Source organism: Mucilaginibacter kameinonensis (assembly GCF_003675385.1).
In the GTDB taxonomy this organism is placed as follows: domain Bacteria; phylum Bacteroidota; class Bacteroidia; order Sphingobacteriales; family Sphingobacteriaceae; genus Mucilaginibacter; species Mucilaginibacter kameinonensis.
In genome coordinates, this window is record NZ_RCWZ01000001.1 from 1,410,021 (window position 1) to 1,436,966 (window position 26,946).

The 26,946-nt window shown below is 44.0% G+C and carries 12 protein-coding genes; 10 read left to right on the forward strand and 2 right to left on the reverse strand.

What is annotated here, in order from left to right; translation table 11 throughout:
- Window positions 1–3: 3 nt before the first annotated feature.
- The 4 genes from EAH55_RS06420 to EAH55_RS06435 all read left to right on the forward strand — a co-directional run bounded on the left by EAH55_RS06420 (window position 4) and on the right by EAH55_RS06435 (window position 6,813).
- On the forward strand, window positions 4–1,974 hold the full coding sequence (locus tag EAH55_RS06420; RefSeq protein ID WP_121808887.1) for an alpha-L-arabinofuranosidase C-terminal domain-containing protein: 1,971 nt from the start codon (window positions 4–6) through the stop codon (window positions 1,972–1,974).
- 3 nt (window positions 1,975–1,977) lie between these two features.
- The gene (locus EAH55_RS06425; RefSeq protein ID WP_208644799.1) at window positions 1,978–2,982 is read left to right on the forward strand and encodes a family 43 glycosylhydrolase; all 1,005 of its coding nucleotides are present in this window, start codon (window positions 1,978–1,980) and stop codon (window positions 2,980–2,982) included.
- A 278-nt stretch (window positions 2,983–3,260) separates the two neighbouring features.
- Window positions 3,261–4,238, forward strand: a complete 978-nt coding sequence (locus tag EAH55_RS06430; protein ID WP_121808888.1) for a glycoside hydrolase family 43 protein — start codon at window positions 3,261–3,263, stop codon at window positions 4,236–4,238.
- A 346-nt stretch (window positions 4,239–4,584) separates the two neighbouring features.
- Window positions 4,585–6,813, forward strand: a complete 2,229-nt coding sequence (locus tag EAH55_RS06435; RefSeq protein ID WP_121808889.1) for a glycoside hydrolase family 2 protein — start codon at window positions 4,585–4,587, stop codon at window positions 6,811–6,813.
- A gap of 307 nt (window positions 6,814–7,120) precedes the next feature.
- Here the strand turns inward: EAH55_RS06435 and EAH55_RS06445 are convergent, their stop codons facing one another.
- Window positions 7,121–10,672: a VCBS repeat-containing protein gene (locus EAH55_RS06445; RefSeq protein ID WP_121808891.1), complete on the reverse strand. Its 3,552-nt coding sequence runs from the start codon at window positions 10,670–10,672 to the stop codon at window positions 7,121–7,123.
- Window positions 10,673–10,914: 242 nt separating this feature from the next.
- Here EAH55_RS06445 and EAH55_RS06450 point away from each other — a divergent pair, with 242 nt between their 5' ends.
- Window positions 10,915–12,231 carry a vanadium-dependent haloperoxidase gene (locus EAH55_RS06450; protein ID WP_121808892.1) on the forward strand — a complete coding sequence of 439 codons (1,317 nt, stop codon included), beginning with the start codon at window positions 10,915–10,917 and terminating at the stop codon, window positions 12,229–12,231.
- A gap of 651 nt (window positions 12,232–12,882) precedes the next feature.
- Here EAH55_RS06450 and EAH55_RS06455 read toward each other — a convergent pair.
- Complete coding sequence (locus EAH55_RS06455; protein ID WP_121808893.1) at window positions 12,883–17,007, reverse strand: hybrid sensor histidine kinase/response regulator transcription factor; 4,125 nt, start codon at window positions 17,005–17,007, stop codon at window positions 12,883–12,885.
- 62 nt (window positions 17,008–17,069) lie between these two features.
- Here EAH55_RS06455 and EAH55_RS06460 point away from each other — a divergent pair, with 62 nt between their 5' ends.
- From EAH55_RS06460 to EAH55_RS06480, 5 genes are all read left to right on the forward strand, one after another.
- On the forward strand, window positions 17,070–20,279 hold the full coding sequence (locus EAH55_RS06460) for a SusC/RagA family TonB-linked outer membrane protein (protein ID WP_244228101.1): 3,210 nt from the start codon (window positions 17,070–17,072) through the stop codon (window positions 20,277–20,279).
- A 23-nt stretch (window positions 20,280–20,302) separates the two neighbouring features.
- Window positions 20,303–22,198, forward strand: a complete 1,896-nt coding sequence (locus EAH55_RS06465; protein ID WP_121808894.1) for a RagB/SusD family nutrient uptake outer membrane protein — start codon at window positions 20,303–20,305, stop codon at window positions 22,196–22,198.
- Between the two features lie 19 nt (window positions 22,199–22,217).
- On the forward strand, window positions 22,218–22,928 hold the full coding sequence (locus tag EAH55_RS06470; protein ID WP_121808895.1) for a DUF3823 domain-containing protein: 711 nt from the start codon (window positions 22,218–22,220) through the stop codon (window positions 22,926–22,928).
- A gap of 86 nt (window positions 22,929–23,014) precedes the next feature.
- On the forward strand, window positions 23,015–24,856 hold the full coding sequence (locus tag EAH55_RS06475; RefSeq protein ID WP_121808896.1) for a glycoside hydrolase family 2 protein: 1,842 nt from the start codon (window positions 23,015–23,017) through the stop codon (window positions 24,854–24,856).
- 11 nt (window positions 24,857–24,867) lie between these two features.
- A complete protein-coding gene (locus EAH55_RS06480; RefSeq protein ID WP_244228102.1) occupies window positions 24,868–26,940 on the forward strand; it encodes a beta-L-arabinofuranosidase domain-containing protein in 2,073 nt (690 codons plus the stop codon).
- Window positions 26,941–26,946: the final 6 nt, after the last annotated feature.

The following is a 26,946-nucleotide window of genomic DNA, read 5'->3' on the forward strand; positions in this document are numbered from 1 at the left end:
ATCATGTTAAAAAGGACTTTTTTAACGTTATGTGCGGCCAGTGCTTTTGCTATGGCAAACGCGCAAACACAGTATACCATTGCCGCGGATAAGGTAAAGGCGCATATTCAGCCTACCATGTATGGGATATTTTTTGAAGATATCAACCTTGCTGCCGATGGTGGTGTATACGCCGAGCTGGTAAAAAACCGTTCGTTTGAATTTAACATGCCTTTAATGGGATGGAAGGAACAGAAGAAGGACGGGGGCGATGGCCGTACGGAAGTAATTAACCGTGCCGTTGAACGCCCGGAGAATGCTCATTTTATAAAAAGTTATATCACAAGCGATGCCGGTTTTTATGGTTTCTCAAACGAGGGCTTCCGTGGGGGGATGGGTGTTAAGGAAGGCGAAGAGTACAGCTTTTCGGTAATAGCCAAACAGGAAGGTGATACCTACGTAAAACTGAACATTGAACTGCATGGTGATAACGGTGATATCATAGGCAAGGCAGAGCTTATGCCAACTGATAAAGAATGGAATCGCTACAGCGTAAAATTTAAATCGAGTGCTACAACACCTAAGGCTCAGCTATACGTTTGGATGAGCGGCAAGGGCGTCATCGATCTGGATATGATCTCGCTGTTCCCTGAACATACCTGGAAAAATCGTCCGGGTGGTTTGCGTGCTGATCTGGTACAACGACTGGCAGATCTTAAGCCTGGCTTTTTACGTTTCCCGGGTGGATGTATTGTTGAAGGGCGTGAGCTTAACAATCGCTACCAATGGAAAAAAACCATAGGCCCGGTTGATAAACGCGAGAACATCATCAACCGCTGGAACACCGAATTTAAACATCGTCCGGCACCTGATTATTACCAAACTTTCGGTCTGGGTTTCATGGAGTATTTCATGACTGCCGAAGATATTGGTGCTTCACCGCTGCCTATCCTGAATTGTGGTATGGCTTGCGAATTTAATACCGGCGAGTTAGTTCCGTTGGATAAGCTTGATCCTTATGTGCAGGACGCGCTCGACCTGATTGAGTTTGCCAATGGCGATGCCAGCACCAAATGGGGTAAGCTGCGTACCGATCTTGGTCACCCGGCGCCATTTAATTTAAAAATGATTGGTGTGGGTAACGAGCAATGGGGCCCGCAATACATTGACCGCTGGAAAATTTTCACCAAGGCTATCAAAACTAAATACCCTGATGTGAAGATTGTATCGGCTTTAGGCCCATCACCTGAAGGCAAAGAGTTTGACCTGTTAAACAAAACGTTCCGTAGTTTGGGAGCCGATATTTTAGATGAGCATTATTATGCGCCGGCAAAATGGTTCAGGGACAATGCCCGCCGTTATGATAACTATGACCGTAAAGGCCCTAAGATTTTCGCCGGTGAATATGCCGCGCAAAGTGTATCTACAGTAAACCCGGATAATAAAAACAACTGGGAGTGCGCGTTGTCTGAGGCTGCTTTCATGACAGGTTTAGAGCGTAATGCCGATGTGGTGAACATGGCTTCATACGCCCCGCTTTTTGCCCACGTAGAAGGTTGGCAGTGGACACCAAACCTCATCTGGTTTGATAACCTGAAAAGCTATGCTACGCCAAATTACTATGTGCAGCAATTGTTTTCAATAAACAAAGGTACCGATGTGGTACCGCTTACTTTGAACAATGAAGCTGTAGCCGGGCAAAATGACAGCTATGCTACAGCCAGCCTGGACAAGAACACTAACGAGTTGGTGATCAAATTTGTGAATACCAGTACATCGGCACAAAATGTGAGCTTTAAAATTACCGGCTCAAAAGGCTATCAAAAACAGGCTACGGTTACAACGCTGAAAGCTGAAAGTAAGGATGCCGAAAACTCGTTGACTGCGCCTACAGCTGTCAGCCCGGTTGAAAGCACGATTGATATCTCCGGCAATACCCTGAAGCTTGCTGTTGAGCCGTACTCGTTCAAAATAGTAAGGCTTAAAAACAAATAACCCTTGAAAAAGATCATTCTGATCATATCCTTATTGTTCCCGGGCATTATAAGTAATGCCCAGGAACTAAGGACTGATATATCGGTGCACGACCCGGTAATAACCCGGCAGGATAGTACTTATTATATCTTTTGTACGGGCAATGGCATTGCCATGTGGTCATCAAGCGATAGGGTGCATTGGAAGGCTGAGAAACCGGTATTTGCCGCTGCCCCACAATGGGCGGTTGATGCTATTCCCGGTTTTAAAGGTCATATATGGGCTCCGGATATTTCTTTTTACAACGGATTATACTACTTGTTCTATTCGGTATCGGCATTTGGCAAAAATACATCGGCCATTGGTGTCGCAACCAATACTACGCTTCATACCAATGATGCTAACTATAAATGGGTCGATCATGGTAAGGTAATTCAATCTATCCCCGGTAAAACTAACTGGAACGCTATCGACCCTAATTTAAATATCGATAAAGATGGTACGCCATACCTCGTATTCGGCTCGTTTTGGGATGGCCTGAAACTGGTGAAGCTGAATAAAGACAGGCTAAGCGTTGCGGAGGACATTAACGAGATCCCAACCATTGCTACCCGCAGAAAAGCAGCGGCAGAAAACCTGCCGGCTGTTGACGGTAACCCTGTTGATGCAGGCGGTAATGCCATTGAAGCGCCTTTTATATTTAAACGCGATAATTATTTTTACCTGTTTGCCTCGATAGATTATTGCTGCAAAGGGCCTAAGAGCACTTACAAAATGATCATCGGTCGCTCCAAAAAATTGAAGGGGCCATACCTGGATAAAGAAGGCATAGCCATGAATAAAGGCGGTGGCAGTATCCTGCTGGCCGGCGACGCTAACTGGTATGGTGTAGGCCATAACGGGGTAAGTACTTTTGATGGAGTTGATTATATCATCTTTCACGGCTATGACGCGGCAGATAAGGGGATTTCTAAGTTGAGGGTGGAAAAACTGGATTGGGTTGATGGATGGCCGGTTGTAGGGAAATAGCTTTATAAGCTCATATAAAGTTATGTCATTGTGAGCGATAGATTGCAATCTCGTAGCTCATGCATATCCGAACTGCGTAGCTACGAGATTGCTTCGTCGTTCCTCCTCGCAATGACATGGTTTTTATTTCGCAGGTTTAAGCGTCCGCGCTTGAACCCATTTTCGTGTAAGCGTCCACGCTTACTCACCCGAAAAAACCAATAACGTGAGCGTGGACGCTCACATTTTGTATTATTCAAGCGTGGACGCTTGAATAATACATTTGTTAAGATTAACATATGAAAATATCACACTACCTAATTGCATTAAGTTTTGTACTTGGCTGCCTGACTTCAGCCAAAGCCACCACCCTTGATACCACCTTTCGTGCCGATGGTAATCCCATTATCAAGTATAAGTATACCGCTGATCCGGCTGCTATGGTTTATAAGGATAAGGTATACCTATACACCGGTCATGACGAGGCTGCACCCGGCCATAACGGTTATACCATGCACGACTGGGCTTGCTTCACTTCAACCGATATGGTGAATTGGACGGAGCATCCATCGCCCCTTAACGTTAAAGAATTTAAATGGGCTAAGGCCGATGCATGGGCTTCGCAGGTGATTGAGCGCAATGGTAAGTCTTACTGGTATGTAGCTGTTGAACACGGTACTATTCCAGGCAAGGCTATTGGGGTAGCTGTATCTGACAGTCCGTTGGGGCCGTTTAAAGATGCCCGGGGCAGCGCTTTAGTTACCAATGATATGACCAAAGCTGTAAAACATTCCTGGGATGATATCGACCCAACGGTTATTATTGATAAAGATGGACAGGCCTACCTGTTTTGGGGTAATGGCATTTGCTACTATGCCAAGCTGAAAAGTAACATGACCGAACTTGACGGCGAGATCAAAACCATCACCCTGCCGCATTATACTGAAGCGCCGTGGGTACATTACCGTAATGGCTGGTATTACCTGTCATACGCCTATGAATTTCCTGAAAAAATAGCTTATGCGATGAGCAAAAGCATCAACGGTCCTTGGGAATATAAGGGGATCATTAACGAGCTGGCAGGTAACTCGAACACCAATCATCAGGCTATTATTGAATTTAAAGGCCAATGGTATTTTATATATCATAACGGCGCGCTGGTGCCTGATGCAGGCAGTTTCCACCGTTCGGTTTGTATCGATTATTTGTATTACAATAAAGATGGCAGCATTAAGCGGGTTATTATGACAAGCGAAGGTGTGAAGCCTGTAAAGTAATTTTATTGTAGATTTATAATGTAGAGACGTATCATATGCGTCTCCCACATGTAGATCATGGTAGATTTGTTATTCAATTAAAGACGTACGTGATGCGTCTCTACGTTAAATGATATTATAAACTAAAAAGCAGGAAAGGATAATCTCTTTCCTGCTTCTTAGTTTACGGGCTGTTACCTGCAACAAATCGTATCAACTTTTCTTCAAAACCAATCAAACGTAACCAAACGTTAAAATCGGTTCAATTTATCCTATACTTTTAGTGCGAAATAATTAATTCAAAAGCCTGTATGGCCGGTTTAAATGGTTTGTCGGAACTGTTTAGCCGGCTTTATAACCTACAATTATGAACATAAAAAAGTTTATTGTAATTGCCGCTGCCGCATTGCCATGCTTTGCCCATGCGCAGGAATGGCAGCCTAAAAAAGCCGTATTAATGACGCGCTTTGCCAAAGATGTCGACCCGAAAAATGTACTGCCGGAGTATCCTCGTCCGCAATTGGCGCGCGAAAAATGGATGAACCTGAACGGTCTGTGGCAATACCAGCCGGGAACCGCCGGTGAGGCAGTGCCTAAAGGCAAGTTATCGAAAACCATCCTTGTGCCTTTCCCGGTTGAATCAGCTTTGTCCGGCGTGATGGAACAACACGACCGCATCTGGTACCGTCGTAAGTTTACCGTTCCTGCTTCATGGAAAGGTGAGCATATCCTGCTACATTTTGGCGCGGTTGATTACGAAAGCGAAGTATTTGTTAACGGCAAAAGCTTTGGTAAGCATACCGGTGGTTATGATCCGTTCAGCTATGATATTACATCAGCTATTAAAGGCGCGGGCGAGCAGGAGATCACCGTGCGTGTTTATGACCCTACTGATGACGGTGGTTTTCCACGCGGTAAACAAACGTTGCATCCTCAAGGTATCATGTATACTTCAACAACAGGTATCTGGCAAACAGTTTGGTTGGAACCTGTTCCTGTAGTAAACATCAGCGATATCAGGATAACCCCGGATATTGATCAATCAGTAGTAAAATTGAATGTAGATGCAGCTACTGCAGCAGGTTACACAGTTAATGTAAAGGTAAAAGATGGCAGCAAGGTTGTAAGTACAGCTTCGGGCAAGCCTAATGCCGAGTTTACTGTGCCCGTTCCTAACGCCAAATTATGGTCGCCGGATTCACCGTTTTTGTATGACCTGGATATCACACTTGAAAAAGGTGGCAAAAAGGTTGATGCTATCAACAGTTATGTTGGTATGCGCAAAATTTCGGTAGGTGAGCAGGACGGCTACAAAAAGCTTTTCCTGAATAATAAATTCCTGTTCCAGATTGGTCCGTTAGATCAGGGTTTCTGGCCAGATGGTATCTACACCGCGCCAACCGATGCGGCTATCAAAAACGACCTGCAAATGATCAAAAATTTTGGTTATAACATGGTGCGCAAACACATTAAAGTTGAGCCATACCGCTGGTACTATTGGGCCGATAAACTGGGTCTGATGATTTGGCAGGATATGCCTTCGGCTAATTCTTATACTGAGCACACGCCCCCGGTTGATACGGCTGCTTATGCTTCAGAATTAACCCGTATGGTTAAAACGCACTGGAATTCACCTTCTATTGTAACATGGGTGGTGTTTAACGAATCACAAGGACAGCACAATACGCCCGGATTAGTGAACCTGGTGCGTAAACTGGATAATTCGCGTTTAATCAATCAAGCCAGCGGCGGCAGTCATTTTGGTGTGGGCGATTTCCTGGATATTCACAGCTATCCGCCGCCTGCAGCACCTTCAAGCAAAACACAGGTATTGGCCTGCGGCGAATATGGCGGCATCGGTTACATCATTCCCGGTCACGTTTGGAAAACAGGCCCGACATACATCATGATGGATAATCAAAAAGCTTATACCAACTTGTATGATGAGTTTGCCAACGACCTCGTGATCTACAAAACTAATGAAGGCCTAAGTGCCGCGGTGTACACCGAAACTACCGACGTAGAAGTTGAGCTAAACGGCTTGCTTACTTACGACAGGGAAATTGTAAAAGGCCCGGTTGCAACTATCAAGGCATCAAATGATAAGATCATTCACGATGAAGAGTATATCCGCGAGGTGTTGCCATCATCAAAAGATAAAGCACGTACCTGGAAATACACTTTTGATAAACCTGCTGACGGCTGGTTTGGCGAAAAGTTTGACGATAGCGCATGGAAATCAGGCGAGGCTGGCTTTGGTACTGCCAATACTCCAGGGGCTGTTGTGAAAACCGTATGGGATGGTAAAGATATCTGGATCAGGCAGGAGTTTACGCTAAATACGTCAAACGTAAACAAGGATGATCTGGTGCTGTCATTGCATCATGATGATGCCTGCGAGGTTTATATCAATGGTGTTAAAGCTGCCGTAAAAGAAGGTTACACATCAGGCTATGCGATAGTCCAAATTACTAAGGAAGGCAAGAATGCGATAAACCTTAATGGTAAAAACGTCATAGCTATTCATTGCAACCAAACTGTAGGCGGTCAGTATATTGATGCCGGTATTTCGGCAATGAGCAAAACTAAACCGTAAATTTTGGTTTATGTATTAAAGAAAACGCCCGGGCATATTGTCCGGGCGTTTTTGTTTTGATCCTTACCCTAAAAAAAAGCCACCGCTCGGCTCCAGCCGAGTGGTAACTATCAAGCGGCCTCTGGCCGCCGAAGCCGGAGTAGCAGGCCAGAGGCCTGGGAATAATTGCCACTCGGCTCCAGCCGAGTGGCGGCGGGTTTATTAAATTATGTCATTGCGAGGCACGAAGCAATCGCATATTATACAGAGCCGCTAAACTTCCGTGCGATTGCCACGCTTCGCTCGCAATGACATGTTTTTAATTGTTTTATCCCTTCCTTTTCCTGCCATTATAACTCGTTATTGTCACATCCCCTGCATTAGCATCTAACTCTAATACACGTGACGATTGCGACAAGTATGTTGATCCATAATAAAACTCAACGTGTTTTTTGCTGCCGTTTTTAAGGGTGATATCAGCATAAAAATCATCAGGTTTTAGCTTGATGTATCGCTTGCCGACGTTAGCACCGGTATTGCGGAATACTTTTACGCTATCCTGGTTTTGAGTAGCTACCAGCAAAGCTCCTTTAGCTGTTTGTATGTTTGCGAGAGCTTTTCCATCACCTGCCACGTAGATACCGCTTTTTGCGATTGATAGCGGCGTAAAGCCGCCTTTTCCGTCACCTTTCATGTATAAGCCCATAAAAGCGTCATGCCTGCCAGTGAAAGGTTCCATGCCAAAATCGTTGCCTACCATTAATAAATCAAGGTTACCGTCATGGTCAACATCTTTCGTTATCATGCCATAAACAGGTGCCATTTGCGCGTCTTGCGGTAAGGCGCTAATGCTGAAGTTTCCGTTACCTTTCCCGGCGATGAGGCTGGTATTCATATCGGTTGCTTTGAGGATCACGGCACCTTCTTTATCCTTATCGCTCCACAGATCATTCATGGTAGCGTGACCGAAGCCGCGGTAGCTTGGATATTTTTTGCGGATGGAAATGAGCTGACTGATCAGGTCATCGCGGGTATGCATCGGGAACGGCTTTTGTGAACCGTCCTCATCCTTTAAGTAGCAAAATATCATGGCATCGAACGATCCGTTACCATCCAGATCTTTTCCCAAAATGGTCATGGGTTGTTCAAATAATGCTTTGAAGTTTGAATTTTGCCCCAGGTTGCCCGCCACATAGTCAATATTGCCGTCATTGTTAAAATCGCCTGCAACAATGCTGTTCCACCAGCCCACATGGTCATCAATGCCCGATTTAGCCTTGCTGAAACCATGCCCATTGTTTTTGTAAAAAGTAACCGGCATCCATTCGCCAACTACAACCAAATCGGTTTTACCATCCTTATCAAAGTCCGACCATAAGGCGTCAGTGATCATACCGCCATGAACCAGATCCGGGCAAAGCTGACCGGTTACATCGGTAAACTTACCACCATCGTTCCTGAGTAAATGACTAACAGGCGAGGAAGGGTAAGCTCCTGAAACAGATCTTGAACCTACGAAAAGGTCAAGATCGCCGTCGCCGTCAAAATCTGCCGCGCGAACACATGAGCCGTTATCGTATTCTACAGGTACCGCTGTAATGTCACGCGTGAAATGGCCTTTTTTATCATTGATGTAAAGCCTGTCTTGCGCGGTGGTATGTCCTTTCTGAAATTCGTAGCTGCCGCTTGCAATGTACAGATCCGGGAAGCCATCGCCATTGGCATCAAATAACAGGGCTCCCATATCTTCTTCATCTTTAATCTCTTCGTTGATGAAGCGATTATTGTCCATTGTGAAATGTCCGCTGGCATCCTGCATAAAAAATACGCCTTTGTTGCCGGCAGCGCCTCCCACAAATAAATCATCATAGCCGTTGCCGTCCACATCGCCAACGGCAATAGCTGGCCCGTACTGGCTTAATTTGTGCGGTAGGGTAGGTTGTATGTTATAGTCGATGGCATCTTTTTCCTGGTGCACATATTTTATACCGGTAGCATTATTTGCGTCCTGAAATACCGGGACGATTTTACCCGCGGCATCGGTTGGAAAATAACCCGCCGCGTTTTTGTATTGGAGCGTGAGCGTTTGGTTTGCCTTTACGTTGGTAAGCAGTTGGGTTTTACCATCGGGCCAGCGTACCCTTAACGAGTCGACGGTAGTTGACGCGCCGATACCAAAATGCCCGCGGGCGTCATCCGTACTCATGTACCCGCGGCAAGGCTGCTGGTCATAAAACTGCTGATTGCCTTTGTAATAGATCCGGATGGTAGCGCCAATGCCGCCAACGTTTTTACTATCGCCCTGCAGGGCAACGGTTAGATAATTATGATCTTTAGCTACCTGTGTTTTGGTGTTGGCTGTGTTTTCATACACAAATGCGTCATCATCAATATTGTTGATCACAAGGTCGAGGTCGCCATCATTATCCAGATCGGCATAAACACCGCCGGTTGAAAAAGTGGGTTTTACAATGCCCCAATCCTTCGATTGATCTTTAAACAAATAGCCGCCGGCGTTTCTGAACGCATAGCTTGATGTTTTTACAACCGGAAATGAATCGGCGGCAGCCAGCGTAGTGTTTTCTTTAACAGTACGGCCCTGGTCGTTACTGTAAAGGGCATGGTCAAGATCTGTTACGTCGCGGGGATAGCCATTGGTGATCATCATATCGCGGTAGCCATCATTATCAAAGTCGGCTACCAACGGCGTCCAGCTCCAATCGGTTTGATAAATGCCTGCCTGGTAAGCCATTTCGCTGTATTGCGGGTGACCTGCAGGTGTTTGACCCTGGTTCAGTTGCAACACGTTGCGGATATATTGATGCTCGTAATTGAACTTTTTATTGTTGATATAAGTGATATAATTATCGCCAACGAGCATGGTTTTTTTGCGCACATTTTCTTCGGGCAGCATCTCCAGCGATACAAGATCGGCCTTGCCATCGTTGTTGATGTCAACCATGTCTGATCCCATTACCGACCAGCCTGTATGCTTAAAGTATTCACCGGCGCGGTTGGTGAAAGTTCCGTTTTTATTGTTTACCCAAAGCAAATCGTTTGAAATAAAGTCGTTACCAACGTAAACATCCGGCCAGCCATCGTTATTTACATCGCAGATAGAAACCGAGTTACCGAAGCCCTCTATCAAGATACCGGCTTCTTTGGTTACGTTGGTGAATGTACCGTTGCCGTTGTTGCGATAAAGGCGATCGTTGTTCTGAGCACTGCCATCAGTTAATTTAGGGCGATAGGCTACCGGGGTTTCCTTGCCTAAAAAGTTGGTGAGTAGGTACATGTCAAGATCGCCATCATGATCGTAATCAAAAAATACAGCCTGGGTGCTGTAGCCGGTATCCTGCAGCCCATATGCTGCAGCCGATTCTTTAAATGTTGGTACCCCGTCTTTGTTAGCTCCCTGGTTAATGTATAACAGGTTTTTACGATGATTTGGATCGCTTTTAAAAGATGAACAAACGTAAATATCCAGCCAGCCATCGTTGTTGATATCAACTACCGAAACCCCTGCATACCAATCGCCATTACCGGCCACGCCGGCCGCATCGGTAACATCTTTAAATGTAAGTGAGCCTTTGTTGATGTATAATTTATTGGCAACCATGTTACCGGCAAAGTAAACATCGGGTAAACCGTCGTGGTTAAAATCGCCAACGCCAACGCCTGCGCCATTGTACAAATACGGGTGATTGAGGATGTTGATGCTGTCACTCTCAGTAATGGTATTTTTAAAATCGATACCGGTTTGAGATGCATCAAGCAGTTTAAACAGGGTTGGACCGGATGATTTTTTTGAACAGCCAACACCTAAAAACAGCAACAATAAGGTAGATAGTTTAAACGCTTTGGGTAAACTTTTTATCATGCAAATACGGTTAATAATTTATTAATGGTTTATGCTTTGGTTAAGCTCTAAGTTATTGGTTTTAATGCAATAAGCCACCGTAAAGAAAATGGATTTTACAATTCCGGATTCTGCAAATAGTATCAAAAGTTAGTTATTTACTATCGGCTCATATTTTAATATTTATTAACTGTTAGCTTTGGTCAGAGCCCTTGTTTGAGGGATAAACCAATTAAACTGATCAAGCCTTTCTGTTCATCATAATGAAGAGATTATACTTTGCCCTTATTGTTGTTATAGCCTGCTCATCGTGCAGTAAAAAAAGCTGGGAGAAGCCGGCCGAGAACCCCGACTTTATCCACCGGTCTATCAAGGATGTTACAGATGTAGTACGGCATGATATTTATTCGCCGCCTGTTGCCAGTCGTATTTATGCTTATATCAGCGTTGCAGCTTATGAAGCCGCGCGCAATGGCGATAATCATTACCAGTCGCTTGAGGGGCAATTGAAAGGATTGGATTCTGTACCGAAGCCCATCGCCGGTAAAAAATACTGCTTTACACTATCCGCATCCCATGCTGTTTTAACCGTTGGCAAAATATTGATCATGAGCGAAGGCCGGATTGAAAGTTTTCATGACAAGCTGATGGGCGAGTTTAAAGAAACCGGAATGCCCGATAGCGTATACAACAACTCGATTGAATACGGTAAGCTTATTGCCGACAGGATAATCAAGTGGGCAAGCAAGGATAACTATAAACATACCCGCTCGCTGTCAAAATATGATGTGCAAACTGATGATGCCAGCTGGAAGCCTACTCCGCCAGCCTACATGAAAGGAATTGAACCACACTGGAACGAAATCCGGCCGTTTTTGCTTGATTCGGCCCAGCAGTTTAAGCCGGCTCATCCGTTTACATTTTCCAATATTCCGGGCAGTAATTTTTACAAGCTGGCCATGGAGGTTTATGATACCGGTAAGCACCTGACCGATGACGAGGCTACCATCGCCACCTTTTGGGACGATAACCCTTTTAAGGTGAATATCAACGGGCACACGATGTTTGCCACCAAAAAAATTTCGCCGGGAGGCCATTGGATCAATATCACCGCGCTGGCCTGCCGTAAAGCTAAAGCTGATTATATAAAAAGTTCGGAGGCATACGCCAGCATAGCTGTGGTTATCGCGGATAGTTTTATCAATTGCTGGGACGAAAAATACCGCAGTAAAGTGATCAGGCCCGAAACTTATATCAACCAGTACATTGATCAAAGCTGGATGCCATTGCTGCAAACGCCACCTTTTCCTGAATATACCAGCGGGCACAGTGTAGTTTCTACCGCTTCGGCAGCGGTGTTAAGCAAATTATTTGGCGATGAGTTTTCGTTTACTGATTCAACCGAAATGGAGTTTTCTATCCCAGTCCGTAACTTCAAATCATTTAAAGCCGCGGCCGAAGAAGCGGCTATCAGCAGGTTTTATGGTGGTATTCATTACATGCCGTCTATCACTAATGGTGTTGATGAAGGCGATAGGATAGGGCAGTTTGCTTTAACCAAATTGCATACAAGGAAGTAAATTAATCATCATCATTCGAATTAAGCACGCCTGTTCAAGCGTCCACTGCATAGTCGTTAGCCTAAGAAAAGCGTTGGAATGTGCGATTCCCCTCTTGAGAGGGGTGGAGGGGTGTGTTTCTGCTTTGATGGGTATACGGCAGAAACACGCCCCTGCTACCGCTCTCCCCTCCGCGCGCCCTCTTAAGAGGGGATTTTTAAAAACCTTTGCTCGTTTAATTGCTCACGTAACATAATTATGCGTCCACGCTTAATTTAAAAAGAGTTCAACTGCCTGTGCTTGAACTTCCATGCAGGCCTGCTGAATGATTTAATTTTTATATTCGGGCTAATCTTGAAAACTGTATGGCTCATAAACTTAATTTTTTTTGCATGGAGAAAGATTTGCCTGTTTCCATAACATTGTAGCCTGAAGGTATGTTATTCGAGGCCCGATACGGCAGGGAGATAAGTTTTGTAGCTTTGTCAGAAGATCCCGAATTCAAGTGGGCGATTCGAAATATTCAGCCATATCAGTCTATCCTATTATATCCTGAATCTTCAATGAGTTTTTGTGTTCGGGTTTACGAAAATGATGAATTAGTATTTGAAACATAAAGTCTTATTATTATGACGGCAGTTCAAGTGTCATCGCTTGAACTGCCGTCTGATATTAAACCTGTTTCACCTTGCTCCGTTTAGCAGCTTGATACTCAGTCGGCGTAGTGCCAAACTGCTTCAGGAAATTACGGCCCAGGTGCGATTGCGAGCTGTAACCTACCATATTTGCAACTTCGTAGATCTTATAATCGCCTTCTTCCAGCAATTGAGCGGCAGCCTTTAATCGTGTTATATTGATGAGCTCGTTAATAGTAAGGTTGGAAATAGCCTTAACCTTGCGGTATAAGGTTGGCTTGCTCATATTCATGAGATTGGCTATCTGCTCTACATCAAGTTCGGCGTTCTGAATGTTTTTGTAGATAACGCCGTTGAGCTTATCCAAAAAGCTTTCATCAGGTTTTGAATACGCCATCGACTTGATATGCGCCAATGGCGAACTTGCGAAATGCTCCCTGATCTTATTGCGGTTAATAAGTAAGTTGGCTATTTGCACTTGTAAATGCTCTGGCGAAAATGGTTTTTCGATATAGGCATCGGCGCCAACTTCCAGGCCTTCAATTTTACTTTGAAGGGTGTTTTTAGCAGTTAGCAGTATAATGGGGATGTGGCTGTAGTCGAAGTTTGTTTTAATAGTTTTGCACAGTTCAAACCCATCTATTCCCGGCATCATTACGTCGCTTATAATAAGCTGGATGTTTTCTATTGCTATCATATCCAGCGCTTCTTGTCCGTTAAGGGCTTTAATAACCGAATATTTGTCGCTCAGATCATCCGAAATAAAATCAAGTATTTCCGGGTTATCGTCCACTAAAAGTATAACTGGTTTCATAAAGTCAATATTCTCCTCTCTGTTACTTAGGTCTGCCTGCTCATATTCATCGGGGGGAATATGCAGGTCGAATTCTTTTTCCTGGTGTACAGGCAAAGTAAGGTTAAATATATTAAAATCGTTAATAGATTTATTCAACACCAATAAACCTTTATGCAATTCGGCTAAGGAGCGCGATAAAGAGAGGCCAATTCCCGTACCAATCTGCTTTTCCGACTCCTTCATCCTGAAGAAAGGTTCAAAGATCTTTTCGCGCATTTCATAAGGGATCAGGTTGCCGCTATTCCTTATTTCTATGGTAAAAGTAGGGTCGTTATCCGGGTGATCAATTAGCTCGATCTCAACATCAGATGTGCTGTATTTGATAGCATTATTAATAAGGTTACTTATAATTTTGGTGAATGCTTCAATATCAACGTAGGCATAAACGGTTTTAGCCGGATGTATAAACGTATAGCTGAGGTTCTTTTGCTCTGCCATAGGTTTAAACCGCATAAAGGTATCGGCAAGCAGATCGGTGATGTCTGTTCTAACAAAGCTGAGGCTAAAGCCGTTAGTTTCGGTTTTGCGGAAATCAAGCAGCTGGTTGGTAAGATCAAGCAATCGGTTGGTGTTTTTTTCCATGATCTTCAGATTGTTTTGAATCTCCGGAACATGCTCGGCCTTCCTGATCACCTTTTCCATAGGCCCTTTGATAAGGGTTAGCGGCGTGCGGATTTCATGGGCCACATTGGTGAAAAATTCAATTTTGGCATTGTAGATCTGTTTTTCCTTGTCATTTTCGAGGGTTTCGATAATGCGTTTGTTTTTTTCGCGGGTCTTGCGGTGATAGCTTCTTAGCAGATAGTAGCCGGTCAGCAAAAACAACATGCAATAAGCGATATAAGCCCAAACACTTTCCCAAAAAGGCGGCGCTATATTAATTTCGAGGGTTGTTTCTTTTTGGGTCCAGATACCGTTATTACCCGCCGCTTTTACCACAAAGGTGTAATGACCGGGCTGCAATTGGGTAAAATAAACTTTACGGTTGCGTTTAAGTTCGGTCCAGCCCTTATCCAAACCCTTCATCGTGTATTTATATTGGGTCATTTCCGGCGACGGGAAACTCAGCGCTGCAAAATCGATACTAAATGACGACTGGTTATGATTGAGGTTGATTTTTTTTGTGCTGATGATGGATTGGCTGAGCAACGAATCAGCACCCTTAACGGAAATCTCCTTATTGTGTACCTGGAAGCCGGTTATATAAACAGGAGCAATGAAGTGATTGATTTTAAAATTGGCAGGATTAAAACTAACCATGCCACGTACGCAACCAAAGTACATAGTACCATCGGCATCTTTAAAGGATGAGTTGTAATTAAACTGGTCGCTTAGCAAACCATTGGCTTTGGTATAAATTTTAATTGCCTCAGTAGCAGGATTGAAGCAAACGAGACCGCGCGTAGTGCTGATCCACAGGTTTTTATGACTATCCTCTTCAACCCGGAAAATATAATTACTCGGAAAGCCTTTATTGCTGTCATAAAATTTATAGCTATCAGCTTTCGGGTCATATTTCCATAGCCCCAGGCCTTCCGTCGCAAACCATAATTTGTGGCTGCTATCTTCAAAAACACCATTAACTGTAGTAGTATTAAGTACGTTTTTAACGGGGTAGCGATAGTTTAGCTTAGTACTGGTATTGTTTGCCGGGTTGTAACAGTAAATACCATCGCGCACGGTGCCTATCCATATTTTACCTTTATGGTCTTCGGTTATTGCATAAATGAAATCGTATGGAGGTAACTTATCTATCAGGGTAAAATCTTTAGTAGTTAAGTTATACCTGTAGAAGCCGCGTGTGGTGCCAACAAATATGAGCCCGCTCCGGGTTCTGCAAAAGCAAATTATAAAGTTGCTTTTAAGATCGTTACTTTGATTGCCGGCCAGGTAAACGCGTTCTACCTTCCCGGTTTTGATGTTCATAATATCAAGGCCACGTTCAAAAGTACCTACAAACAATTCGTTGCCAACCGGTAGTATGCCATGGATATTGGTGTTTGAAATGCTGGCTTTTCCGTTGGGATAGTAATGTGTCCAGGTATGTTTGTCAGGGGATAGTTTGTTAAGCCCGTTATCTTCCGTACCCATCCACAGGTTGCCGTACATGTCTTTATTAATTTCGCGCACAACATTTCCCTTAAGCGAGTTTGGTTCGGTATCGGGATAAAACTTGTTGAAGGTTGAATATTGTTTAGGATAATAATTAAGGCCACCAAAGTAGGTGCCTATCCACACGCCGCCTTCCGAATCTTTATAAAGGCAATAAACGGCATTGTCGGATATGGAATAAGGGTCATTGAAATGTTTTCGGAGATTAAGGAACGTACCCTTTACCAAATCGTAAATGAATACGCCAGACTCTGTTGCTATCCAGTATTCAGTGTCGCTGTATTTTAAAAAATCGCGTACATAAATCGCGGTTTTATCCGGATTGTAGTTAAGCAGATCGGTATATGCACCGGTTTCGGAGTCAAACTCTTTGAAACCGTGACTGTTAGTGGCCACAAATATTTTATTGTTACCTGCGTAATAGATCTTCTCTATAAATTTTGATGTAACGTTATCCGTTGGCTTAAACAGGTTGTACGAAGTAAATGTGCGGTTTGCCTGATCCATTTTCTCCATTACGCCCGATGAGGCTGATGTCCACACGATACCATTAATAATTACTACCGATGTAGCTTCAAAGTGTTGCCATGGCCAATAGTCAATTTTTTCGCCGGTTTTTTGATCGTACTTAATCAATGAGGCCCCGGCTATAAACCAGCAGTTATTGTGTTCATCAAAGGTGATACTGCGTACGCCGTTAATATTTGCGGTATTGATATGTGCAAATGTTTCTGATTGCGGATCGTACTTATCCAAGCCTTCGTCGGTGCCTATCCACAGGGTGCCTTTTTGATCAAGAGACAGGGTATGCACCATGTTATTTGAAATGGTGCTTTTATCGGCAGGGTTATGCCTGAATGTTTTAAAGGTATAGCCATCAAAGCGGTTAAGACCATCTTTGGTGCCAAACCACAAGAAGCCACGCTTATCCTGCAGGCTGCAGTAAACGGTATTATGCGATAAACCATGTTCAACCTGGTAATGCCTGAAGTAGTACGTCTGGGCATTACAAATGCCGCAGGATACTGTTAAAAGTAATAAAAATATGTATAGTGGTTTCAAAATAATCAGCTTAAAGCAAATATAACCAATCTGTTGCAGCGTTTCTACCCTCCTGAAAATTGATACTTTTTGACTAAGTATTGATATGATTTGGTTAATCGCCGGGGCTAAAATCCTTTTTCTTTGAAGCATGATTTTAGATATGTCAATTGTACATTTTTAAAATCAAAACTTAACCAATTAATAGATCATTTATGAGAAAATTTTTACTACTCAGGCATGGGGGAAATCCTCATGTGCAGTGGCCGCCCAGTAAGTGGAGCCCAAAAGTAATGCTAATCGCTTTTTTCATCATGACCGGTTTCCTTTTTTCGTTTAGTGCGTCTGCGCAAAATAAAATTAAGGTTTCGGGAACTGTGACAGACACCACCGGCCTGGCGCTAACAGGCGTAGCCGTAAGGGTGCAAGGTACACAAGGTGGAACAACGACTGATGCTCAGGGTAACTTTTCACTTAATGTACCTACAGCAAACAGTACATTAACATTTACTTACATCGGCTACGTTGCACAAGAGATTGCCCTGCAAGGCAGAACAACCCTTAAAGTTCGGCTTCGCGAAACAAATTCATCATTGCAGGAGGTTGTAGTAACCGGTTACGGCTCACAGAAAAAGTCATCCATTACCGGTGCTATTTCCAGCGTAACCAGTAAGGACATCGATCGTGTACACGCGGGTTCAACCGTTAGTACAACGCTTGCCGGTAAAATTCCGGGTGTAACCTTCAGACAATCAGAAGGCAGGCCAGGTGCCAGCGCAAGTATCCAGATCCGTAACATGGGTGCACCATTATATGTAATTGATGGTATCCAGCAGGATGAAGGCCAGTTTAACAACCTTGCTCCAAACGACGTTGAAAGTATCGCAGTATTGAAAGACGCATCTGCCGCAATTTACGGTGTGCGTGCTGCAAATGGCGTTGTGGTGGTAACTACCAAAAAAGGTTCGGGCGACTCACGTGTTAACATTGATGCTTATCTTGGTTTCCAAAACTGGTACCGTTTCCCTAACGTATTAACCAATTCGTATGATTACATGCGTTATTTGGCTGATGCACAGGTTAACAGCAACGGTTCAACAACCATTACCCAGGCTGATCTTGACAAGTACAAAGCCGGAACCGAAAAAGGTTACCAAAGCTTTAACTGGCGCGATTATGTTTTGAAAGCAAACAATAATGCTCCTCAAAACTCGGTTAACGCCAACTTTACCGGCGGTACTGATAAACTGAACTACTATGTATCTGCAACAAACCTGTTCCAGAACTCACAGTTAGGTAAAGAGTATAAGTTTAACCGCTCAAACATCCAATCAAACGTATCGTTAAAAGTAGCCAACGGCTTGAAAGTAAGCATGGATATCAACGGTCGTATCGAAACTCGTGAAAACCCTGGTGTACCGGGTGGTGACGACTACTTCCTGGCCCGTTTCGCCGTTTTAAGAAATACGCCGCTTGAGCGTCCTTACGCTAACGACAATCCTGCTTATCTGAATGATATCGGTCACACCGAGTCAAACTACGCTTTCCTTAATGACAAGCTTTCGGGTTTATACCATAGCGACTGGAGAGTTTTGCAAACCAATTTTGGTGCCGAATACCAAGTGCCAGGTATTAAAGGCTTATTGTTAAAAGGTTTGTATTCATACTATATTGCTGATTACCTGTTAAATAACCAGGAGTATACTTACAATGCTTACACTTATCGCCCGGCAACTGATACTTATGATATTACCGGTGGTAGTACCAACCCTTGGCGTGAGCGCGAGCAGAGAAAAGAGTTCGCTAAAACTTACCAATGGCAAATCAACTACAACAACACCTTTGGTAAACACACCATAGGTGCGATATTTGTATCTGAGCGTATTGAGTTACAACACTTACGTAACTGGATCCACGCTTCACCAGTATCAAACAACCTGCCGCTTATTTACTTCCCAACTGCCGACCAATACCAGGACAGCGACAATAAAGAAGCTCGTATAGGTTACATCGGTCGACTTGATTACAACTACGATAACAAATACTACCTGCAATTATCTGGCAGAAGGGATGCTTCATACCTTTTTGCTCCTGATAAACGTGTAGGTTATTTCCCGGGCGGGTCTATCGGTTGGCGTGTTACCCAGGAAGGTTTCATGAAGAAACTACTTGGCGAAAACAGCATTCTGAATGATTTGAAAATCCGTGCGTCATACGGTGTATTGGGTGATGACCGTGATCCAAACAATGCATCTAACCCAATCGTAACCCCATATGCTTATTTACCGGGTTATAACTACAATGCAGGTACTGCAATTATTGACGGTAATGCTATAGTTACTTCAACCGACAAGGGTTTGGTAACAACAAATATCTCATGGTCAAAAAGTAAAATGACCGACGTAGGTATGGACTTTACTTTGTTGAACAACAGGTTGAGCGGTGTTGTTGATTATTTCTACCGTAAACGTACAGGCCTGGCTGGCCCGCCATCAAAACTGGTATTGCCACTGGAAGTAGGCTATTCATTGCCGGCGGAAAATTCAAGCAGTGATTCACAATCGGGTGGTGAGTTTTCATTAAACTGGAATGATAAGGTTGGAAAAGTAAGCTATAATATTGGCGGTAACATTTCTTACTCACGTCAGAAATCGATATTCAGGAACGAATATTTTGGTAACTCATTAGAGCGTTACTTTGGCTCGGCCGTAAACAGGTATGCCAATATCGACTGGGGTTACACAGTTATAGGTCAGTTCTCATCTATCGAACAGATCAACAACTATAAGATCAATAACGACGGTCAGGGTAACAGGACAATGCTTCCGGGCGACTTGATGTACAAAGACTGGAACGGTGACGGTAAGATTGACGGTTATGATACGCGTCCTATCGGTTATGGTTATGGTAAACAGCCAAATATCAACTTTGGTTTAACATTGGGTGCTGCATATCATGGCTTTGACTTCCACGCTGACTTTTCAGGAGGTGCCGGTTACACCTGGTTCCAGAACTATGAAACAAGGTGGGCGTTCCAAAACAATGGTAACCTGAACACAATATTTGAAGACAGGTACCATCGTGCAGATCCGTTTGATATTAACAGCGCATGGATTCCTGGTAAATATCCTGCAAACAGGGTTAACCCGGGCACAACCAACAGCGATTATGACCGTAACTCAACCTTCTGGTTGCATAGTGTAAAATACCTGAGGGTACGTACACTGGAGTTAGGTTACTCGCTGCCTACACAGCTGCTGGCTAAAGTGAAGATCAAGAGAGCTCGCTTCTATGTTAACGCCTACAATATGTTCTCGTTTGATAACCTGAAACAGTATGGCGTTGACCCTGAAACAACGGATGATAACGGGTTACAATTCCCACAGAGCAAGGTGCTCAACTTTGGTGTTAATTTAACCTTTTAATTGATCCCTCAAGTTTAAACCAAATGAAAAAAACAACCATAATATCAACATTTGCACTCCTGTTAGTTACAGGGGCCTGCAAAAAAGACAGTGCTTTTTTGGATGTACCCCCCAAGCAGGTGGTAACTTCAGATGTTGCATTCTCCGACCCCAACCTTGTACTTTCTATTCTTGCTGATTTATATAACCGTGTTTACGATTTTTCTGGTCTGGATAACGGCTGGGCTTCATTTGCTGATTTCAGCGAATCATTCCCTTCAGAAAACGGAAGCTATTATATAGTACAGCGTACAGGCTGGGATTTTGGCTCATGGAATACATGGGATTATAAATATGTTCGTGATTTGAACTTATTTATTGAGCGTGCTACCGCTGCTACCAAACTAACCGACGCGCAGAAAAATCAATTTATTGCCGAAGGCCGTTTTTTACGTGCCCAGTATTACTTTGAGCTGGTAAAAAGAATGGGCGGCGTTCCATTGATCACCAAATCGCTTAATTATGATTTCTCGGGCAACGTTGAAGCTTTACAGATCCCGCGTGCAAAAGAGTCGGAAGTTTATGACTTTATCATTAGCGAGGCAGAAGCAATAAAAGGTTTATTACCTGTTAATGTTTCTGAAAAATCAAGGGCAACCCCGGCTGCTGTATTGGCTATGGAATCAAGGGCCGCTTTATATGCTGCTTCAATAGCTAAATATGGTGCTACAACGCCTCAGGTTTCATTGCCAGGCGGCGAGGTAGGTATCCCGGCAAGCTCTGCTACAGGTTATTACACTAAAGCGCTTGCTGCTGCCAAAGAGATTATATCAGGTACAGCCGGTAATTATTCGCTTTACAAACAATTACCTGATTTAAGCGATAACTTTGCCAACTTGTTCCTTGATAAAAGCAGCTCGGAGTCAATCTGGGTTGAGGATTTCAAGGCCAACGGCGGTAAAACACACGGTTTCACCACTAACGACCAGCCTTTCTCAATTTCAGACGAAGGTTTGGACGCAGGTAGGTTAAACCCGTCATTAAACCTGGTTGAGGCGTTTGAAAAGCTTGACAATTCATATGCTCCAATGGCAACTAAAGATGGCGCAGGTAACCCTATTTACTATACCGATCAGTTAGATATGTTTGCTGGTAGGGATGCAAGGCTTGCCGGCACAGTGTTATTGCCAAATGGATTATTTAAAGGCAAACGTACCGAGGTATATGCAGGTTATCAATTAGGTAACGGTACTGTTATATCAAGCAGCGATGCTACCATTACACAAGATGTTCCGGGCTTGGGCAAGGTGCAGGTAGTGGGTAAAGATGGTCCGGTTAACGGCGCGGAATTCCGTACGCAAACCGGTTTTTATATCCGTAAATACCTTGATCCAACTGTAGGTTCTGGTCGTCGTGGTCGTGGTAGTGATGTTAACTTTATCCGTTACCGTTATGCTGAGGTGTTGTTGAACGCAGCTGAAGCTGACGCCGAATTGGGTAATTACGCCGAAGCCTCAACATACATTAACCAGGTGCGTTTAAGGGCCGGTCTTACCACGCCATTGGTGCTTACCGCGGCTAATTATTTTGACCGTATTGTTCATGAGCGCCGTGTTGAACTTGCTTTTGAAGGACATACTTTATTTGATATGAAACGCTGGAGAATTGCTGATGCCGTTTGGGATGGTAACTCAATGTCAGTTGCCGATCTGGTTGCTAACATTGGTAAAGCCACTAAACGCAGCACACAACCTTTTGGCTTGTGGCCATATAAATATTATAATCCGGGTGATGCTAACAACGGAAAGTGGATATTTAAGGAAATAAAACCTTCGCCGGTAACAGGTTCAAACAGGTTCCTGTTGGGTAACTACTATTCACGCATTGGTGACGATGTTATAGCAGCCAACCCGAAAATTGTTAAACAACCAAATCAATAAGAGTTAAAGAAAAGTGTTTATGAAAATCAAGTTTCATCATATTTTAATAGGGCTTTTTCTTGCTGCCTCGGGCTGTAAGAAAGACAATTACGATGCGCCCACATCGAGACTGAGCGGTAGGTTGGTTTACAAAGGCGAAGCTATAAACGTTGAGTATAACGCTGTTCCTTACCAAATATATCAGCCTGGTTTTGCAACAAAATCAGCCATACAGGGAACCTTTGATCCCGATGGTAATTACGCGCAGTTGTTATTTGACGGCACTTATAAGTTCACTATCCCTGCAAATCAGGGGCCGTTTATGTGGAAAGAGTTACCAGCCGGAACCCGCGATAGCTTAACGGTAAACTTAAAAGGCAGCCAGACAGTTGATATTGAGGTAACTCCTTATTACTTGGTGCAAAATGCCAAGTTTGCAGCTACCGGCAGAAAGGTAACTGCTACTTTTGATATACAGAAAATAATCACTGATGCTAATGCAAAAAACATTGATCGTGTTTATTTATATGTTAACAAAACACAGTTTGTGTCGGGTGGTTACCGTATAGGCGATGGCGACCCGCCATCAATTGCAGGCTCTGCTATTACAAGCATGACCAACCTGAGTTTGAGCTTTGATGTGCCTACTATAACTCCTGCTCAGAATTATGTATTTGCACGTATTGGTTTAAAAGTTGCCGGTGTTGAAGACCTTGTTTTCTCACCAGTATCAAAAATAACCCTACAATAACTTATCGGCCCCCGCCGTTACAGCGGGGGCCTTTTTTCTTTCCTGCATTATTAATTAACATAACATCCTTACACTCCATTTTACTAATGAAGAAACTATCGCTTTGCCTGTCTCTTTTCATTTCTACCTATCTATCTGCCAATGCACAGCAGGGCGAATGGCATTTGATAAAAGACAAGATCACAACTCCATGGGCCGAAAAAGTTGACCCTAAAGCACCACTTCCTGAATATCCGCGCCCGCAAATGGTGCGTGGTAACTGGCAAAACCTGAATGGTTTATGGAACTATGCCATAGTACCTAAAGCTACTACAGGGCCTGCAAAATACGAGGGGAAAATCCTGGTGCCTTTCGCGGTTGAGTCGGCGCTATCAGGCGTTGGTAAAACTGTTGGTAAGGATAGTATGCTGTGGTATAAAACTACCATCAGCTTAAATAAAACATTAAAAGGTAAAGATGTACTGCTGCATTTTGGCGCGGTTGACTGGCGTACCGAAGTATTTGTAAACGGTAAAAGCGCCGGCGTTCATGAAGGCGGCTTCGATCCTTTTACATTCAACATTACCCCTTATTTAAAAGGCGGTTCAAAACAAGATATTACCGTAAGCGTATGGGACCCGACTGATGAAGGGCCGCAGCCGCGTGGTAAACAAGTGAAAAAGCCCGAAGGTATCTGGTATACTCCGGTTACCGGGATCTGGCAAACTGTTTGGTTGGAAGGTGTAGCTAAAACGCACATTGAAGCCACCAAACAAACTCCTAACATTGACGATCACACACTATCGGTATCTGCCGAAGTTTCAAATAGCCAGCCGGGCGATAAGCTGAAGATCAGCGCCTGGAACGGCAAAACCCTTGTATCTGAAAAAACAATTGACGCCGGCGAAACTGCGGTGCTTGATATCAAAGATCAACACTTATGGTCAACTACCGATCCGTTTTTGTATGACCTGAAAGTTGCCGTTATCCGCAACAACAAAGCGGTTGATGAAATAGGCAGCTACTTTGCCATGCGTAAAATTTCGCTTGGCCCTGATGCCAACGGTATTCAGCGTATGTTGCTGAACAATAAATTTGTATTTCAATATGGCCCGCTTGATCAGGGCTGGTGGCCTGATGGTTTATACACCCCGCCAACTTATGAGGCCATGAGCTTTGACATTGATAAGCTTAAAGAAATGGGCTTTAACATGATCCGTAAGCACATCAAAGTTGAACCGGCACGTTATTATACTTATTGCGATAAAACAGGTATGTTGCTTTGGCAGGATATGCCAAGCGGCGATTTAGGTAACCACTGGGAAAACCGCCCGGGTGTGCTTGATCGCGCTACCGATAAAGACCGTACTCCTGAATCTGAAGGTTACTACCGCAAAGAATGGAACGCGATCATCAACTCGTTATATAACTATCCATGTATTGTAGTTTGGACTCCGTTCAACGAGGCCTGGGGCCAGTTTAAAACTGTTGAAATTACCGAGTGGACTGAGAAAAAAGACCCATCACGTTTGGTAAACAGTGCCAGCGGTGGTAACTTCTACGATACCGGTAACATCGTCGATCTGCACAATTACCCGCATCCGGCTATGCCTCGTCCGGAAATTTTCGGTAAAACCAAAGCCGTTGTGTTGGGCGAGTTTGGTGGCCTTGGCTGGCCTGTTGATGGCCATACCTGGCAGGCAAACAAAAACTGGGGTTATCAAAACTTTAAAAACGGTGACGACCTGTTTAAAAGGTATTCAACCTTTACCGATAGGTTGCAGGAGCTGATTAAAGTGGGCCTTTCGGCAGCAGTATATACACAAACAACAGATGTGGAAGGTGAAGTGAACGGGTTTATGACTTATGATCGCAAAGTGATTAAAATGCCTGTTGAATTGTTACAAAAAGCCAACAGTAAACTATACGATCCGTCGTTGGTGAAATAATATCTTTACGTATGACTATCAAAAACAGTATAAAACTAATGCGCAGGGAGGTTTGTCTTTCCGTGGCTATGATATGTGCGGGCTTTGCAACAGCAAGTGCCCAGGGAGTGAAAGCAACAACCGTTACAACCGTAGATAATAAAAGTGCTAATGCTTTTTATGTAAATAACCGCGCTCCGCTGCAAAGACAATATTTTGCCAAATTGCCTACAGGTAGCATTGAAGCCGGCGGCTGGCTAAAGAAAATGCTGGAGCTGCAACGTGATGGCTTAACCGGTAATTTGGGCGAGATTAGTGTATGGCTTTCAAAAACCAATAATGCCTGGCTTAATAAAGAGGGTAAAGGCGAATATGGTTGGGAAGAGCTGCCTTATTGGTTAAAGGGTTATGCCGATATAGCCTACACGCTGAAAGATAAAAAGATGATAGCCGAAACCAAATTCTGGATTGACGCTGTGCTAAATAACCAGCGGGATAACGGCGATTTCGGCCCGGCAGTTGAACATAACGGCAACCGCGATTTGTGGACTAACATGCCAATGCTGTGGTGCCTGCAATCATATTACGAATACACTAAAGACCCGCGCGTTATTCCTTTCATGACCAAGTACTTTAAATATGAGCTATCGGTACCTGATAGCAAATTTTTAAAGGATTACTGGGAAAACAGCCGCGGCGGGGATAATATGCTGAGTGTATACTGGTTGTACAACCGCACCGGCGATAAGTTTTTGCTTGACTTAGCTACCAAACTTGATAAAAACACTGCCGACTGGCGTCAGGCTAATAACCTGCCCAACTGGCACAATGTTAACGTGGCGCAATGTTTCCGTGAACCGGCGACTTATTATCTGCAAAGCCATGATAAAAAGGATCTGGATGCTACTTACAACAATTTTAAACTCATCCGTGATATTTACGGCCAGGTTCCGGGCGGTATGTTTGGTGCCGATGAAAATGCCCGTAAAGGTTACGATGATCCGCGCCAGGCAGTAGAAACCTGCGGTTTGGTGGAGCAAATGACATCTGACCAGCTGTTGCTGGGCAATACCGGCGACCGTTTTTGGGCCGAAAATTGCGAAGATGTTGCTTTCAATACTTTCCCGGCTGCCTTTATGCCTGATTACCGTGCTTTGCGTTATTTAACTGCACCTAACATGGTAGTGAGCGATGGTAAAAATCACCATCCGGGTATAGCCAATGAAGGTCCGTTTTTAATGATGAACCCTTTCGGTAGCCGTTGCTGCCAACATAACCATGCCGCCGGCTGGGTATATTATGCCGAAAACAGCTGGATGGCTACCCCTGATAACGGCATAGCCGCCTTGCTTTATACCGAAGGTAAGGTTAACGCTAAAGTTGGTAACGGCACCGCGGTAAGCATTGCCGAAACAAGTCATTACCCGTTCCAGGATCAGATCAATTTTACTGTTACTACGCCTAAAGCAGTTGATTTTCCGCTTTACCTGCGCATACCTGAATGGTGCAAAGGCGCATCTGTAAAAGTTAACGGTGTTGCTGTAGATGTAAATACTTCAACAGGCGATTATATCCGTTTGGCAAAAAGCTGGAAAAACGGTGATAAGGTAACACTTCAATTACCGATGCAATTGAAAGTACAGGAGTGGGCTAAAAACAAAAATAGCGTAAGTGTTAGCTATGGCCCGCTTACTTATTCTTTGAAAATTGAAGAGCAATATACCAAAGGTGATAACCTGAAAGATGCCCAGGGCGATTCGCACTGGCAACCGGGTGCCGACCCGCAGAAATGGCCATCTTATAACATCTACGCAGCATCGCCATGGAACTACGGTTTGTTGATAGATGAACAGCATCCTGAAAAATCGATAGAAGTTATTCATCGCTCATGGCCAAAGGATAACAACCCGTTCACCAATGCCAATGCCCCGATAGAGTTGAAAGCAAAAGGCAAACAGCTACCGGGTTGGAAAATTGACGAAACCGGTTTATGCGGTGTATTGCCACAAAGCCCTGTAAAAACAGAAGAGCCTGCTAAAGAGCTTACGCTGGTACCTATGGGTGGTGCAAGGTTAAGGATCTCGGCTTTCCCGGTTACTGAATAATGAGAA

What these genes read in the sequence shown, in the direction of transcription:
- EAH55_RS06420 (WP_121808887.1), top strand. Translation starts at nt 4, where the DNA reads ATGTTAAAAAGGACTTTTTTAACGTTATGTGCGGCCAGTGCTTTTGCT.
- EAH55_RS06435 (WP_121808889.1), top strand. Translation starts at nt 4,585, where the DNA reads ATGAACATAAAAAAGTTTATTGTAATTGCCGCTGCCGCATTGCCATGC.
- EAH55_RS06470 (WP_121808895.1), top strand. Translation starts at nt 22,218, where the DNA reads ATGAAAATCAAGTTTCATCATATTTTAATAGGGCTTTTTCTTGCTGCC.
- EAH55_RS06475 (WP_121808896.1), top strand. Translation starts at nt 23,015, where the DNA reads ATGAAGAAACTATCGCTTTGCCTGTCTCTTTTCATTTCTACCTATCTA.
- EAH55_RS06445 (WP_121808891.1), bottom strand. Translation starts at nt 10,672, where the DNA reads ATGATAAAAAGTTTACCCAAAGCGTTTAAACTATCTACCTTATTGTTG.
- EAH55_RS06450 (WP_121808892.1), top strand. Translation starts at nt 10,915, where the DNA reads ATGAAGAGATTATACTTTGCCCTTATTGTTGTTATAGCCTGCTCATCG.
- EAH55_RS06455 (WP_121808893.1), bottom strand. Translation starts at nt 17,007, where the DNA reads ATGCTTCAAAGAAAAAGGATTTTAGCCCCGGCGATTAACCAAATCATA.
- EAH55_RS06480 (WP_244228102.1), top strand. Translation starts at nt 24,868, where the DNA reads ATGACTATCAAAAACAGTATAAAACTAATGCGCAGGGAGGTTTGTCTT.
- EAH55_RS06430 (WP_121808888.1), top strand. Translation starts at nt 3,261, where the DNA reads ATGAAAATATCACACTACCTAATTGCATTAAGTTTTGTACTTGGCTGC.
- EAH55_RS06460 (WP_244228101.1), top strand. Translation starts at nt 17,070, where the DNA reads ATGAGAAAATTTTTACTACTCAGGCATGGGGGAAATCCTCATGTGCAG.
- EAH55_RS06465 (WP_121808894.1), top strand. Translation starts at nt 20,303, where the DNA reads ATGAAAAAAACAACCATAATATCAACATTTGCACTCCTGTTAGTTACA.